The 15,018-nt window shown below is 60.2% G+C and carries 13 protein-coding genes; 4 read left to right on the top strand and 9 right to left on the bottom strand.

The window, feature by feature from the left end:
* Positions 1 to 261: 261 nt before the first annotated feature.
* From cysG to BOP93_RS16015, 6 genes are read right to left on the bottom strand one after another with little or no spacing between them, the layout of a single operon-like run.
* Complete coding sequence (cysG, locus tag BOP93_RS15990) at positions 262 to 1,656, bottom strand: siroheme synthase CysG (protein WP_104503405.1); 1,395 nt, start codon at positions 1,654 to 1,656, stop codon at positions 262 to 264.
* Positions 1,657 to 2,937, bottom strand: a complete 1,281-nt coding sequence (serS, locus tag BOP93_RS15995; protein WP_104503406.1) for a serine--tRNA ligase — start codon at positions 2,935 to 2,937, stop codon at positions 1,657 to 1,659.
* Positions 2,938 to 2,953: 16 nt separating this feature from the next.
* Positions 2,954 to 3,328: a fluoride efflux transporter CrcB gene (gene crcB, locus BOP93_RS16000; RefSeq protein ID WP_057721801.1), complete on the bottom strand. Its 375-nt coding sequence runs from the start codon at positions 3,326 to 3,328 to the stop codon at positions 2,954 to 2,956.
* Positions 3,328 to 4,650: a replication-associated recombination protein A gene (locus tag BOP93_RS16005; RefSeq protein ID WP_065894945.1), complete on the bottom strand. Its 1,323-nt coding sequence runs from the start codon at positions 4,648 to 4,650 to the stop codon at positions 3,328 to 3,330. Before BOP93_RS16005 ends, crcB begins: the two co-directional genes overlap by 1 nt.
* Before the next feature lie 27 nt (positions 4,651 to 4,677).
* Positions 4,678 to 5,301 (bottom strand): outer membrane lipoprotein chaperone LolA, encoded by a 624-nt coding sequence (gene lolA / locus BOP93_RS16010; protein ID WP_104503407.1) that lies wholly within the window; start codon positions 5,299 to 5,301, stop codon positions 4,678 to 4,680.
* A 54-nt stretch (positions 5,302 to 5,355) separates the two neighbouring features.
* Positions 5,356 to 7,764 (bottom strand): DNA translocase FtsK, encoded by a 2,409-nt coding sequence (locus tag BOP93_RS16015; RefSeq protein ID WP_065884967.1) that lies wholly within the window; start codon positions 7,762 to 7,764, stop codon positions 5,356 to 5,358.
* 497 nt (positions 7,765 to 8,261) lie between these two features.
* On the opposite strand from BOP93_RS16015, the gene aat reads away from it, so the two are divergent.
* From aat to infA, 3 genes are all read left to right on the top strand, one after another.
* Positions 8,262 to 8,942 carry a leucyl/phenylalanyl-tRNA--protein transferase gene (aat, locus tag BOP93_RS16020; RefSeq protein ID WP_065933910.1) on the top strand — a complete coding sequence of 227 codons (681 nt, stop codon included), beginning with the start codon at positions 8,262 to 8,264 and terminating at the stop codon, positions 8,940 to 8,942.
* A gap of 56 nt (positions 8,943 to 8,998) precedes the next feature.
* On the top strand, positions 8,999 to 9,706 hold the full coding sequence (locus BOP93_RS16025; protein WP_065884965.1) for an arginyltransferase: 708 nt from the start codon (positions 8,999 to 9,001) through the stop codon (positions 9,704 to 9,706).
* A 100-nt stretch (positions 9,707 to 9,806) separates the two neighbouring features.
* Positions 9,807 to 10,025, top strand: a complete 219-nt coding sequence (gene infA / locus BOP93_RS16030; protein ID WP_002553999.1) for a translation initiation factor IF-1 — start codon at positions 9,807 to 9,809, stop codon at positions 10,023 to 10,025.
* A gap of 244 nt (positions 10,026 to 10,269) precedes the next feature.
* On the opposite strand, the gene clpA is transcribed toward infA, so the two are convergent.
* Both clpA and clpS read right to left on the bottom strand, forming a co-directional pair.
* On the bottom strand, positions 10,270 to 12,540 hold the full coding sequence (gene clpA, locus BOP93_RS16035; RefSeq protein WP_065884964.1) for an ATP-dependent Clp protease ATP-binding subunit ClpA: 2,271 nt from the start codon (positions 12,538 to 12,540) through the stop codon (positions 10,270 to 10,272).
* Between the two features lie 29 nt (positions 12,541 to 12,569).
* Positions 12,570 to 12,938 (bottom strand): ATP-dependent Clp protease adapter ClpS, encoded by a 369-nt coding sequence (gene clpS, locus BOP93_RS16040; protein WP_005789091.1) that lies wholly within the window; start codon positions 12,936 to 12,938, stop codon positions 12,570 to 12,572.
* A gap of 224 nt (positions 12,939 to 13,162) precedes the next feature.
* Here clpS and cspD point away from each other — a divergent pair, with 224 nt between their 5' ends.
* Complete coding sequence (cspD, locus tag BOP93_RS16045; protein WP_104505303.1) at positions 13,163 to 13,414, top strand: cold shock domain-containing protein CspD; 252 nt, start codon at positions 13,163 to 13,165, stop codon at positions 13,412 to 13,414.
* A 73-nt stretch (positions 13,415 to 13,487) separates the two neighbouring features.
* Here the strand turns inward: cspD and icd are convergent, their stop codons facing one another.
* Positions 13,488 to 14,744, bottom strand: coding sequence for an NADP-dependent isocitrate dehydrogenase (gene icd, locus BOP93_RS16050; protein WP_104503408.1), 1,257 nt, complete (start codon positions 14,742 to 14,744; stop codon positions 13,488 to 13,490).
* Between the last annotated feature and the right edge of the window lie 274 nt (positions 14,745 to 15,018).

Genomic DNA, 15,018 nt, shown 5'->3' on the forward strand with positions numbered 1-15,018 from the left:
CCTAAGCAGCCGTTACCGCAGAAACGGATATGTACTCGTTCCAATCCAGCATCCCGGCCAGCCCAGAGGCCGCCATCGGGGGCAAGCCCCCTCCCACATTTGGAACTCGGAGCGTCAGGTAGATACGCGTTAGCTCCTTCGCCACAGGTGCGGTGTCTCACCAAAATTGTGTAGATACCTATGCTCATCGGGGGCAAGCCCCTCCCACACTTGGAATGCATACCCATGTGGGAGGGGGCTTGCCCCCGATGCTTTTGAGGCTTACACCTGGGACTGAGCGCCTTCAAACCACTTGAGCTTCTCGCGCAACACCACCACCTCTCCCACGATCACCAATGTCGGCGCATGCACTTCATGCTCCGCCACCATGCGCGGCAAGTCGGCGAGTGTGCCGGTGAACACACGCTGGTTGGAGGTGGTGCCCTGCTGGATCAACGCTGCAGGCGTATCGGCGGCGCGGCCATGCAGGATCAACTGTTCGCAGATAATCGGCAAACCGATCAAGCCCATGTAAAACACCAGGGTCTGCGACGGCCCCACCAGGTCCCGCCAGGGCAGGTCCGACGTACCGTTTTTCAGGTGACCGGTGATAAAGCGCACCGACTGCGCATAGTCACGGTGCGTCAGCGGAATCCCCGCATACGCCGCGCAACCACTGGCCGCAGTGATGCCGGGCACCACCTGGAACGGAATGCCGTGGGCCGCCAGTTCCTCGATCTCTTCGCCGCCACGCCCGAAAATGAACGGGTCGCCGCCCTTGAGACGCAGCACGCGCTTGCCTTGCTTGGCCAGGTCCACCAGTTGCTGGTTGATCTGATCCTGGGGCACGGCATGCTCGGCGCGACGCTTGCCGACATACACGCGCTCGGCATCACGGCGGCACAGCTCCAGAATCGCCGGGGCCACCAGACGGTCATACAACACCACGTCGGCTTGCTGCATCAGGCGCAAGGCGCGGAAGGTCAGCAGGTCCGGATCGCCGGGGCCCGCGCCCACCAGGTACACCTCACCCGGTGCGTAAGGCGGCGCGCCATTGACCTTTTCGACCAGCAGGCGCTCGGCCTCAGCGCCCTGCCCGGCCAATTGGCGGTCGGCAATCGGGCCCTGGAAGACTTCTTCCCAGAACGCGCGACGCTGCTGCACATCCGGGTACAAGCCTTTGACCTGGGCACGAAAACGCGCCGCCAACCCGGCCAATTGGCCATAGGTGGACGGAATCCAGGTCTCCAGCCTGGCGCGGATCAGGCGCGCCAGCACCGGCGCATCGCCGCCACTGGACACCGCAATCACCAACGGCGAACGGTCGACGATCGCCGGGAAGATCACGCTGCACAAGGCCGGCGCATCCACCACATTGACCGGTACACAGCGACGCTTGGCATCACTGGACACCTGCGCGTTCAGTGGCTCGTCGTCGGTGGCGGCGATGATCAGCACGCAACCGTCGAGGTCGGCCTCCTGATAACCGCGCAACATCAGGTCCCCGCCACTGCCCAGTACCAGTTCACGCAACTGGTCTTCGATCTGGGGAGCAACCACCCGCAGCACTGCGCCGGCGTCAGCCAGCAGGCGGGATTTGCGCAAGGCAATCTCCCCCCCACCGACGACCAGCACACGACTGCCGCGCAGGTTATGAAACAGCGGCAGAAATTCCATTTAGCCGATGACCTCGACGCCGCCCATGTACGGCTTGAGCACCTCAGGCACGCGGATCGAACCGTCGGCCTGCTGGTAGTTTTCCAGCACGGCCACCAGCGTACGGCCTACGGCCAGGCCCGAACCGTTGAGGGTGTGCACCAGCTCCGGCTTGCCGGTTTCCGGATTACGGAACCGCGCCTGCATGCGCCGGGCCTGGAAGTCACCGCAGTTGGAGCACGACGAAATCTCGCGGTATTTGTCCTGGCTCGGCACCCACACTTCGAGGTCGTAAGTCTTCACGGCGCTGAACCCCATGTCGCCGGTGCACAGCGCCAGTACGCGGTACGGCAGCTCCAGCAGCTGCAGGACGCGCTCGGCATTGGCGGTCAGGCCTTCCAGCGCCTCCATCGACGTCGAAGGCTCGACCACTTGGACCATCTCGACCTTGTCGAACTGGTGCTGGCGAATCATGCCGCGCGTATCGCGACCGGATGCACCGGCTTCACTGCGAAAGCACGGGCTGTGAGCCACGAACTTCAACGGCAGTTGCTTGGCATCGAGGATTTCGCCGGCAACGATGTTGGTCAGCGACACTTCGGCGGTCGGGATCAGGTACAGATCAGCGTCACCATCGCGGCTGATCTTGAACAGCTCTTCCTCGAATTTCGGCAACTGACTGGTGCCCATCAGCGCTGGCGCCTGCACCAGGTAAGGGGTGTAGGCTTCTTCGTAACCGTGCTCGGCGGTGTGCAGGTTGATCATGAACTGCGCCAGGGCACGGTGCATGCGGGCGATCGGGCCGCGCAGCAAAGCAAAGCGTGCGCCGGACATTTTCGCGGCGGTCTCGAAATCCAGGCCGCCGGTCAATTCGCCCAGGGCCACGTGGTCCTTGATCTCGAAATCGAAGGCTTTCGGCGTGCCCCAGCGGCGCACTTCGACGTTGCCATCTTCGTCTTCGCCAATCGGCACCGACTCATGGGGAATATTGGGGATGCCCAACAGGATCGAATCCAGTTCGGACTGGATTTTGTCCAGCTCGAGTTTGCCGTCGGACAGCTCGGTGCCCATGCGCTCGACGTCCGCCATCAACGGCGCGATGTCTTCGCCGCGCTGCTTGGCCTGACCGATGGATTTGGAACGCGCATTCCGCTCAGCCTGCAGTGCTTCGGTGCGGGTCTGGACGGTCTTGCGCTGTTCTTCCAGCGCTTCGATGCGCGCAACATCCAAGGCAAAGCCACGGGATGCCAGGCGGTCCGCTACGTCCTGAAGGTTGCTACGTAACAGTTTGGAATCGAGCATGTCGGTCTCTCGTTTATCAAAGTTTGGTCAGGGACAGGCCGGCCCAGGTGGCGAGCAGCCCGCCGAACACGCTGATGCCCAGGTACCCGAAGGCGACCAGGGCCTGCCCGCTTTCCAGCAGGCGCAGCGTATCCAGTGAAAAGGATGAAAAGGTCGTCAGACCGCCTACAAAGCCGACAATCAAGCCGGCGCGAATTTCAATCGGCACTTCCGGGCGCAACAGGAACCAGCCGTACAACAGCCCGATGATCAGGCAGCCCACCAGGTTGACCGCCAGGGTCGCCGCATAGAAATGCTTCGGCCAATGGGCGCTGACCCAGGTGCCGGTGGCGAAACGCAATAATGTACCAGCGATGCCGGCTGCGGACACGGCAAGAATCGTCTTGAGCACTACTTTCTCCGCTGACGGGGGCTGAGACGGTCGAGTTGGGCCAGATGGTTGAGCTTTTCGCCGATCTTCAGCTCCAGGCCACGGGGCACCGGTTGATAGAGCGCCAGCGGCTCGAGCTCATCGGGAAAGTAATCTTCGCCGGCCGCGTAGGCGTCCGGCTCGTCATGGGCATAGCGGTATTCATCGCCGTAACCCAGCTGTTTCATCAGCTTGGTCGGCGCGTTGCGCAAATGCATCGGCACTTCGAGGGAACCATGTTCGGCCGCCGCTCGCAGCGCCGACTTGAAGCCCATGTACACCGCGTTGCTTTTCGGCGCGCAGGCCAGGTAAGTGATGGCCTGGGCCACCGCCAGTTCGCCTTCCGGGCTGCCGAGGCGTTCCTGCACGTCCCAGGCGGCCAGGCACAGGCTCAAGGCGCGAGGGTCGGCATTGCCGATGTCTTCACTGGCCATGCGCACCACGCGGCGCGCCAGGTACAACGGATCGCAACCGCCGTCGATCATGCGCGCGAACCAGTACAGCGCGCCGTCCGGGTTGGAACCGCGTACGGATTTATGCAGCGCCGATATCTGGTCGTAGAACGCTTCGCCGCCCTTATCGAAACGCCGACGCGTGTCGCCCAGCAGACTTTGCAGCAGGTCGACGCCAATCTCGCCGCCGTCTTCGGCAAGGTCCGAGGCGTTCTCAAGCAGGTTGAGAAAACGCCGGCCGTCGCCATCGGCGGCCGTGAGCAGGATCTTGAAGCCCTCTTCACTGACGCTCAGTTGGCGCTTGCCCAGGCCCTTGTCTTCGTTCAAGGCACGCTGCAACAACTTCTGCATCGCCGCTTCGTCCAGGCTCTTGAGCACATAGACCCGGGCCCGCGAGAGCAACGCGTTATTGAGTTCGAAAGACGGGTTTTCAGTGGTGGCGCCGATGAATATCAACGTGCCGTCTTCGACGTACGGCAGGAATGCATCCTGCTGCGACTTGTTGAAGCGATGCACTTCGTCGACAAACAGGATGGTGCGCTTGCCGTACTGCCCGGCCTGCTGCTTGGCGACTTCCACCGCCTGGCGGATCTCCTTGACCCCGGCCAGCACGGCGGAGACCGTTTCGAAGTGTGCATCCGAGACCTTGGCCAGCAGCCGTGCCAGGGTGGTTTTACCCACCCCCGGCGGCCCCCAGAAAATCATCGAGTGCAGCGCACCCTGCTCCAGGGCTTCACGCAAGGGCTTGCCGCGAGCGAGCAGGTGTTCCTGACCGACGTACTCATCCAGGTTGGTCGAGCGCAGGCGCGCGGCCAGGGGCTGGGCAATCGGGTCACTTCGAAACAGATCCATGGGCAGCGTTTGAAACCTCTGGGGAATTTATTCCTGGATCACGTCGGCACCCTTGGGGATGTCGAACTTGAACTTGGAAGCGGGCACAGGCTGGTTGGCCTTGACCCCGGAGAATAGGATATCGGTGCGCTGGCCGACGCTGTCGACCAGGCGCATGTTGTTGATCACACCATTGCCGAACGACAGCGACAGCGTGTCAAACAGCGTGTCCTTGGATTTGGGCTTGAGCGTGAACTCAATCACGTTGCTGGCTTGCTTGGAGGTGATGTCGAAACTGTCGTTGATTTTCGACACGTCACCGGACAACAGCAGCGCTGGCGTCTGGTTCAGGCGCGGGTCGAGCTTCTTGATGGTCGCCTGTTCCAGGTCCGGGTCCCACAGCGTGACTTTCTGGCCGTCGGACACAATGGTCTGCTCGGCCTTGCCTTCGGTGTGCCAGTAGAACAGGCCGGGACGCTGCACGGCCATTTCGCCTGCGGTCTCCTGCAGCTGGGTGCCGCCCGCGTCCAGAGTCAACTGGGAAAAGCGCGCGGTCAGGGTCTGGGATTTGTCCAGCAGGTTCTTCAGACTGGCCACGGAAGCCGGGTCAGCGTGGGCCGAAACGGCGGTCAGGGCCAGTGCCGGCAACAACAGCATGCGGATAATGCGCATGGGAGTCCTCATTGAATAGTCAGGGCGCGCCGCGTGCTGCCACGCGGCGCGGGATCAGTCGCGCATCTGCCCGGGGGCGATGATTTCGCGCGAGCCGTTGGTGTTCATTGCGGTGACGACGCCGGCGTGTTCCATGGCTTCGATCATGCGGGCGGCGCGGTTGTAGCCGATCTTCAGCTTGCGTTGCACGGCGGAGATCGAGGCACGGCGGCTTTCCAGCACGAACGCCACGGCTTCGTCGTAGAGCGCGTCGGTTTCGGCGTCATCGTCGCCACCCCCGCTGCCGCCGTCGAAGCCGCTGCCGGCCTCTTCCACGCCCGCGAGAATGTCGTCGTTGTATTCCGGTGCGCCACGCAGTTTCCAGGCTTCCACCACGCGATGCACTTCATCGTCGGAAACGAACGCCCCGTGGACACGGATCGGCAGGCTGGTGCCGGGCGGCATGTAGAGCATGTCACCGTGGCCCAGCAGTTGCTCGGCGCCGCCCTGGTCGATGATGGTCCGCGAGTCGATCTTGCTCGACACCTGGAACGCCATACGCGTAGGAATGTTGGCCTTGATCAGGCCGGTGATCACATCCACCGACGGCCGCTGGGTGGCGAGGATCAGGTGGATGCCGGCCGCACGGGCCTTCTGGGCGATACGTGCGATCAGTTCTTCGACCTTCTTGCCGACGATCATCATCATGTCGGCGAATTCGTCGACCACCACCACGATGGTCGGCAGCTTGGTCAAAAGCGGAGCTTCGTCGTGAATGTTCTCGCGCTTGTACAGCGGGTCGGTCAGCGGCGTACCGGCGTCCTGGGCTTCCTTGACCTTGGCGTTGAAGCCGGACAGGTTACGCACGCCCATCTTCGCCATCAGCTTGTAGCGACGCTCCATCTCGGCGACGCTCCAGCGCAGGGCGTTGGCGGCGTCCTTCATATCGGTCACTACCGGGCAGAGCAGGTGCGGAATGCCTTCGTAGATCGACAGCTCCAGCATTTTCGGGTCAATCATGATCAGCTTGGCGTCGTCCGGGCCCGACTTGAACAGGATCGACAGGATCATCGCGTTCACACCCACCGACTTACCGGAACCGGTGGTACCGGCCACCAGCAGATGCGGCATTTTCGCCAGGTCGGTGATTACCGGCTTGCCGCCGATATCATGGCCGAGGGCCAGGGTGACCGGCGATTTGAAGTTGTCGTATTCCGGGGTCGACAGCACTTCGGAGAAACGCACGATCTGGCGGTCTTCGTTGGGAATCTCGATACCCACGGTGGTCTTGCCGGGAATCACTTCCACCACACGCACGCTGGTCACGGCCAGGGAGCGGGCCAGGTCCTTGGCCAGGTTGGAAATGCGGCTGACCTTGACGCCTGCGGCCGGCTGAATCTCGTAACGGGTAATGACAGGGCCCGGGTGAATCGAGTCCACCGACACTTCGACGCCGAACTCCTTGAGCTTGATTTCCAGCAGGTGGCCGACGGCCGCCAGGGATTCGGGCGAGTAGTTGAGTTGTTTCTTTTCCGCCGGGTCGAGAATCGAGATCGGCGGCAAGGTGCCTTCGACGGCGCTGTCGATGAACAGCGGCGCCTGTTTCTCTTTCTGCACGCGGTGACTGGGCTCGGGCGCCTTGGGCGGCGCGGGGGCGATCACCGGCGGCACCTGCTTCTCGCGATCGGACATGTGCTTGCTCAGGGCCTGTTCACGCTCGATCAGGCGCTCCTTGACCTTGGCCTGCTCGCGGCGGTCCGGCGTGCTTGGGGCCACCACTTCGTTGACACGGGTGTCCACTTCACGCAGTTGCGCAACCATCTGCTTGCGCTCCACACGCGCCGCCCACCAACGGTTGGCGGCGCCCTGGAACAACTCGAACAGGTCAAGGGTAATCTTGCCGGTCACGTCCATCACTTTGAACCACGACAGGTCGGTGAACACCGTGAGACCGAACAGGAACAGCGCGATGAACATCAGCGTGCTGCCCTGGATATTCAGGGTGCGCCGCGCCAGATCGCCCAGGCTTTCGCCCAGCGCCCCGCCCGCGCCCGCCGGCAGACCGGTCGGTGCATGGAAATGGATATGGGCCAGGGCCGCGCCGGACAACACCAGGAACACCAGACCGATCAGGCGCCAGGAGAACAGCCAGCCGCTCCACTGCCAAGGCTCGTGACGCTGGCGGAAAATCTGCCAGGTCTTGATCGCCAGCAACAGCGGAAAGATGTATGCGAAATAACCGAGAATCATGAACAGGATATCGGCGCTGTAGGAACCCACCGGGCCACCGAAATTCTGCACGTCATCGATTTTGCTGTTATGGCTCCAGCCGGGATCGTCCTTGCCATAGGTGAGCAAGGCCATCATCAGGAACAGGCACAGCGCGCCGATTGCGATCAGCGCACCTTCCTTGAGTCGGTAATGCAGGTGCTGACGCCAGGCCGGCACGACTGCTGCTTTGGGTGTTGCGGCGGATTTCTTCAAAACGGGTCTTTTCCTGCGCCTTTTAGCGCGTCCATCTGTTGAATGACTGCACACGACTGCTCTATCCGAGCAGCTGAAAAATGACAAATGTTGCTGAATCTACTTTTTAACACTGCAGAACCCATCGATGAAATGGCGATAACGCCATGAACGCCGCATTGTACGGGTTTGCGTGCGCGATGCCACGTACTTGCCCATCACCCGGCGGCCTGAGCCGTTCACGTGTAGCAGCCTGTTCAATTTGAGCATGCATTGTCTTTGCTGACAAAGGCTTATGCGCTGTATTTACCAATCAAGGCAAGCTTGGCAAATGGCCTGCATTGGCCAGACCCGATTACGACCGCACCTTATACGCAGAGTTGCAGAAACACCCTTACACGCTAAACCAGCCCGAGCAGCCATTTGCGCTGGCCCCGAGGCGCTGCGTCGACAATAATCAGGTCCTGGGGCAGGCGCCCGACCTGCCACTCCCCTCCCCTTCCGTAAGCCTGGATGCCATGCTGACCTGGTTACAACGCGACACCCTGACCTTCCCGCCACTGGCCAAGGCCATGCGCGAACCCAACGGCCTGCTTGCCGCTGGCGGCGACCTGTCGGCCGAACGATTGATCCAGGCCTATCGCCACGGCTGCTTTCCCTGGTTCTCCGAAGGCCAGCCGATTCTCTGGTGGTCACCCGACCCACGCACGGTGATCTTCCCCGACGAGCTGCACGTCTCGCGCAGCCTGGGCAAATTATTGCGTCAACAGCGCTATAGCGTGACGTTCGATCAGGATTTCGCAGCGGTCATCCAGGCCTGCGCGGCGCCTCGTGCGTATGCGGACGGCACCTGGATCACCGAAAGCATCCAGAGCGCCTATCTGGAGCTGCATCAGCGTGGTTACGCGCACTCCGTGGAGGTCTGGGACCAGGGCGAACTGGTCGGCGGCCTGTACGGCCTGGCGATGGGCCAATTGTTTTTTGGCGAATCCATGTTCAGCCGCGCCGATAACGCCTCGAAATTCGGCTTCGTCACGCTGACCCGGCAATTGCAGGCCTGGGGGTTTGTGCTGATTGACTGCCAGATGCCCAATGATCATCTGCACAGCCTGGGCGCACGCGGCATACCGCGCAGCGAATTCGCCGGGTATCTGCGCGATCATTTGGACCAGCCCAGCTCGGGGCCGTGGGTTTCTTAGGCGCCATCCGCGTACCTGGCTTACACTTATTTCAAAGCTTATTCCGAGGGTTGATCATGACCGAGTTGGCGCGCTTGAAGTTTTATGCCACTCAAGCCCACTCTTGCAGCTATCTGCCCGACGAGCAGGCCACCACACTGTTCCTCGATCCCAGCCAGCCGATGGACGTGCATGTGTACGCCGACCTGTCGGAGATGGGCTTTCGGCGCAGCGGCGATCACCTGTACCGGCCTCACTGCCAGAACTGCAACGCCTGCGTGCCGGCGCGCATCCCGGTCGCGCAGTTTTTACCGGATCGCAACCAGAAGCGCATTCTCAAGCGCAACGCCGACCTGACGGTAAACGCGGTCAAGCCGCAGTACAGCGAAGAATATTTCGACCTCTATCAACGCTACATCGAACAACGCCATGCCGACGGCGATATGTTCCCGCCCAGCCGCGATCAATTTTCCACGTTCCTGGTGCGTGACCTGCCTTTTTCGCGCTTCTACGAGTTTCGCCTCGACGGACGGTTGCTGGCGGTGGCGGTGACCGACCTGCTGCCCAACGGGCTGTCGGCGGTGTACACCTTCTATGAGCCCGCCGAAGAACGCCGCAGCCTGGGGCGCTTTGCGATTCTCTGGCAAATAGGTGAAGCGTTGCGCCTGGAACTGGAGGCGGTGTACCTCGGGTACTGGATCAAAAACTGCAAAAAGATGAACTACAAGACCCAATATCGGCCCATTGAGCTACTGATTAATCAAAGATGGGTAACGCTTAACTAGAACCCCTTGGCTTGAACACCCTTTTTCGGGCACAATGCACGCCGCTTTTGCCTGGCGCAGTTGCACCGGGCCATTCACTGGATACCGAGGGCTTTACTGCATGTCGAAAGAAGACAGCTTCGAAATGGAAGGCACTGTCGTCGACACCCTGCCCAACACCATGTTTCGTGTGGAGTTGGAAAATGGGCACGTCGTAACCGCGCATATCTCCGGCAAGATGCGCAAGAACTACATTCGTATTCTTACCGGTGACAAAGTGCGCGTCGAGCTGACGCCCTATGACTTGAGCAAAGGGCGCATCACTTACCGCGCTCGCTAAGCAAGTCAATACAAGACGCCCGGTTATGCCGGGCGTTTTTGTGTGTGTGTGTTATTTACCTGACACCCAAAACCAATGTGGGAGGGGGCTTGCCCCCGATGGCAGTGTGTCAGGCAACTGATCTGCTGCTGAACCACCGCTATCGGGGGCAAGCCCCCTCCCACACTTGACCTTCGTTGATTTGACGACGGCATTTCAAATAAAAAAGGCGCCTTTCGGCGCCTTTTGCGTTACTGCAGAACGATCAGGCCATTTCAGCCGTGGTTTCGAAGTCGAAGGTCAGTTCGCCGTCCTTCAGATCGATATGCACCACGCCGCCATGGTCGGAAAGCTCGCCAAACAGGATCTCTTCGGCCAGCGGCCGCTTGATCTTGTCCTGGATCAGACGCGCCATCGGGCGTGCGCCCATTGCCGCATCGTAGCCACCTTCGGCAATCCAGCTGCGCGCCGCTTCGGTGACTTCCAACTGCACGCGCTTGTCTTCCAACTGCGCCTGAAGTTCGGTGAGGAACTTGTCCACCACGCTTTTGATAACCTCATGACTGAGGCGACCAAATTGGATAATGGTGTCCAGACGGTTGCGGAACTCCGGCGTAAAGCTCTTCTTGATCACTTCCATTGCATCGGAAGAGTGATCCTGATGGCTGAAGCCGATCGAAGCCCGCGCAGCGGTTTCGGCACCGGCGTTGGTGGTCATGATCACGATCACGTTGCGGAAGTCCGCCTTGCGCCCGTTGTTGTCGGTCAGGGTGCCGTGGTCCATCACCTGCAGCAGCAGGTTGAAGACTTCCGGGTGGGCCTTCTCGATTTCATCGAGCAGCAATACACAATGCGGCTGCTTGGTGATCGCTTCGGTCAACAGACCGCCCTGGTCGAAACCGACATAGCCCGGAGGCGCACCGATCAGGCGCGACACGGTATGACGCTCCATGTATTCGGACATGTCAAAGCGTACCAGCTCGATCCCCATGGCCTTGGCCAACTGCCGCGCCGCCTCGGTCTTGCCGACGCCGGTCGGGCCTGCGAACAGGAACGAACCCACTGGTTTGTCCGGCGACTTGAGGCCCGCACGCGATAGCTTGATCGCGGTGGACAACGCGTCGATGGCCGCATCCTGGCCGAATACGGTCAGCTTGAGATCACGTTCCAGATTACGCAGCAGCTCCTTGTCGGAACTGTTGACGTGTTTAGGCGGAATCCGCGCGATCTTCGCCACGATGTCCTCGACCTGCGGCACGTCGATACGCTTTACACGCTTCTCAACCGGCTGCAAGCGCTGATAGGCACCCGCCTCGTCGATCACATCGATGGCTTTGTCCGGCATATGCCGGTCATTGATGTAGCGTGACGCCAGCTCAGCCGCCGCACGCAGGGCTTCATCGGTGTACTCGATGCCATGGTGCGCTTCGAAACGCCCCTTGAGACCGCGCAGGATGCCGATGGTGTCTTCAACCGAAGGCTCGGACACATCGACTTTCTGGAAGCGCCGCGCCAGGGCACGGTCTTTCTCGAAGATGCCGCGAAACTCCTGGAACGTGGTCGAGCCGATGCAGCGGATATCACCCGACGACAGCAACGGCTTGAGCAGGTTGGACGCATCCATCACCCCGCCCGACGCGGCACCCGCACCAATAATGGTGTGGATCTCGTCGATGAACAGGATCGCCTGCGGGCGTTTTTTCAGTTCGCCGAGCAGCGCCTTGAAGCGCTTCTCGAAATCGCCACGGTACTTGGTCCCGGCGAGCAATGCGCCCAGGTCCAGGGAGTAGACGACACTGTTGGCCAGCAGGTCCGGCACCTGGTTGTCGACGATACGCTTGGCCAGGCCCTCGGCAATCGCGGTTTTACCCACGCCCGCTTCACCGACCAGCAATGGGTTGTTCTTGCGACGACGCGCGAGGATCTGCGCTACGCGCTCAACCTCCAGCTCACGCCCCACCAGCGGATCGATCCGCCCCTGGCGCGCCAGTTCATTGAGGTTGCTGGCATAGGCATCCAGCGGGTTGCTTGAAGAAGAAGACTCACCGCCCTCGTCGTCCTGCATATCCTGCTCACCCTCGGAATGATCGCCGTGCCCGGGCACCTTGGAGATGCCGTGGGCGATGTAGTTGACGACATCAATACGGGCCACGCTCTGCTGCTTGAGCAGAAACACGGCCTGACTTTCCTGCTCGCTGAAAATCGCCACCAGCACATTGGCGCCCGTGACTTCACGCTTACCGGAGCTCTGTACGTGGAAGACAGCACGCTGCAATACCCGCTGGAAGCCCAGGGTTGGCTGGGTCTCACGGTCCTCGTCATGCACGGGGATCAGTGGCGTCGTGGAGTCGATAAACTCCTGCAGGTCATGCTTGAGTTTGTCGAGGTTGGCGCCGCACGCACGTAGAACGGTGGCGGCAGCTTCGTTATCCAAAAGTGCCAGCAGCAGGTGTTCGACGGTCATGAATTCATGACGCTTCGAACGAGCCTCCTTGAAGGCAAGATTGAGGGTGACTTCGAGCTCGCGGTTTAACATAGCTTCACCTCATACCCAAGTGGTCGGCGTTAACCGTCCTTCTCGATTTCACAGAGTAGCGGATGCTGGCTTTCCCTGGCGTACTGGTTGACCTGCATGGCCTTTGTCTCGGCGATGTCGCGGGTAAACACTCCACATACTGCCCGTCCTTCTGTGTGAACGGCCAGCATTACCTTGGTCGCCAACTCGCGGTTCAGGTTAAAAAACACCTCGAGCACTTCGACCACGAAATCCATCGGTGTGTAGTCATCATTGAACAAAACCACCTTGTACATCGGCGGCGCCTGTAAAGCAGGCTTAGCCTCCTGAACAGCAATGCCTGCAGAACCGTCGTCGTCATGTTCCTGATCCGGGCGATCCTGATTGAATGTTAGTCGAATCTGGCTATTTGCATGCATGGAAAGAAAGGTTCGTCAGTGGTTCAAATACAGTGGTGGGGGCGACCTGTCAGATTTTCAACTCCAACCCTTTGGTCACCTTGACTATCGGCAAATCGGTGTTACAACCAATAGAGCCCACAGTGGGTAAAAAAGGTCCGCGCAGTCAACCTTATTTATTCGGGTTAGGACGGATAGACGGGATGATACTCCAGTGATGGAGTCTGGTGCAGAGGGATAAGGGAATGGCTAGTGGTAAGGTCAAGTGGTTCAACAATGCCAAGGGTTATGGCTTCATTCTTGAAGATGGAAAGGATGGCGACCTTTTTGCGCATTACTCAGCGATCCAGATGGACGGCTACAAGACACTCAAAGCGGGTCAGCCTGTCTGCTTTGAGATTATTCAAGGCCCCAAGGGCCTGCATGCTGTGAATATCAGCGCGCCCGTCTCCACTGAAGACGCCGCAAAAAAGGTACCTGCTCAAGAATCAGCCTGACCAGCATCGAGCAACACCTTAACAGGCAAACCGGCCATCCTGAGTCATCAGAGTGGCCGGTTGCTCTTCCCGTTTACATATGCTTGATCAACGCATCACCAAAGCCCGACGACGACACCAATGTCGCCCCCTCCATCAGCCGCTCGAAGTCATACGTCACGGTCTTGGCCGAAATAGCGCCGTTGGTGCCTTTTATAATCAGATCCGCCGCTTCGACCCAACCCATATGTCGCAGCATCATTTCCGCCGACAGAATCAATGAGCCCGGGTTGACCTGATCCTTGCCCGCGTACTTCGGTGCCGTGCCGTGGGTGGCCTCGAACATGGCCACGGTGTCCGACAGGTTGGCGCCCGGCGCGATACCGATGCCGCCCACTTCCGCCGCGAGGGCGTCGGACAAGTAGTCGCCGTTGAGGTTGAGCGTGGCGATCACATCATATTCAGCCGGACGCAGCAGGATCTGCTGGAGCATCGCATCGGCGATTGCATCCTTGACCACCACATTCTTGCCGGTCCTGGGGTTCTTGAACTGCATCCACGGCCCGCCATCGAGCAGGGTCGCGCCGAACTCCTCAGCCGCCACTTCGTAGGCCCATTCCTTGAAGGCACCTTCGGTGAACTTCATGATGTTGCCTTTGTGCACGATGGTCAGCGAGTCGCGGTCGTTATCCACCACATATTGCAGGGCCTTGCGTGCCAGGCGCTTGGTACCCTCTTTCGACACCGGCTTGACGCCAATCCCGCAGTCCTGGTCGAAACGGATCTTGGTAACCCCCATTTCCTCCTTGAGGAACTTGATCACCTTGATCGCCTCGGGCGAACCGGCCTTCCACTCGATGCCGGCGTAAATGTCCTCGGAGTTCTCACGGAAGATGGTCATGTCCACGTCCCCGGGCTTCTTGACCGGGCTGGGCACGCCTTCGAACCAGCGCACCGGGCGCAGGCACACATACAGGTCGAGTTGCTGGCGCAGGGCCACGTTCAGGGAACGGATGCCGCCGCCGACCGGGGTGGTCAGCGGGCCCTTGATGGACACCACGTAATCCTTGACCGCGTCCAGGGTTTCCTGGGGCAGCCAGGTGTCCTGGTCGTAGACTTGAGTGGCCTTCTCACCGGCATACACCTCCATCCACGAGATCTTGCGCTTGCCGCCGTAGGCCTTTTCAACAGCAGCGTCGACCACCTTGATCATCACCGGGCTGATGTCGACGCCGATACCGTCTCCTTCGATATACGGGATGATCGGTTGGTCAGGAACATTGAGAGAATGGTCTGCATTGACGGTGATTTTGTCGCCGACTGCCGGAACCTGAATCTTCTTGTATTCCATGCTGAACTCCATCTATGGATTGAACATCTGGCTGCGTTCGAGCCTACTCCAGATAAATGGCGACTGAAACCTCACGCCATGCTCATTTGCGTCGAAAACAGCATAACTTGTCGCCTACAAGCCTGAAAGCAAAGGGAAAACCGCCAATCTTGAGCACAACGTGCGACATTGCCCGCACCCGGCACGCCTGCGACCTTTAGACCAATGGACGACCCACCTTTTGTATGAAGGCTCAGCGTAAGCATAGCGACCTATGTATAATGCCGCCGCTGAC

Origin of the sequence: Pseudomonas orientalis, from assembly GCF_002934065.1 — a bacterium.
Taxonomy (GTDB): domain Bacteria; phylum Pseudomonadota; class Gammaproteobacteria; order Pseudomonadales; family Pseudomonadaceae; genus Aquipseudomonas; species Aquipseudomonas orientalis_A.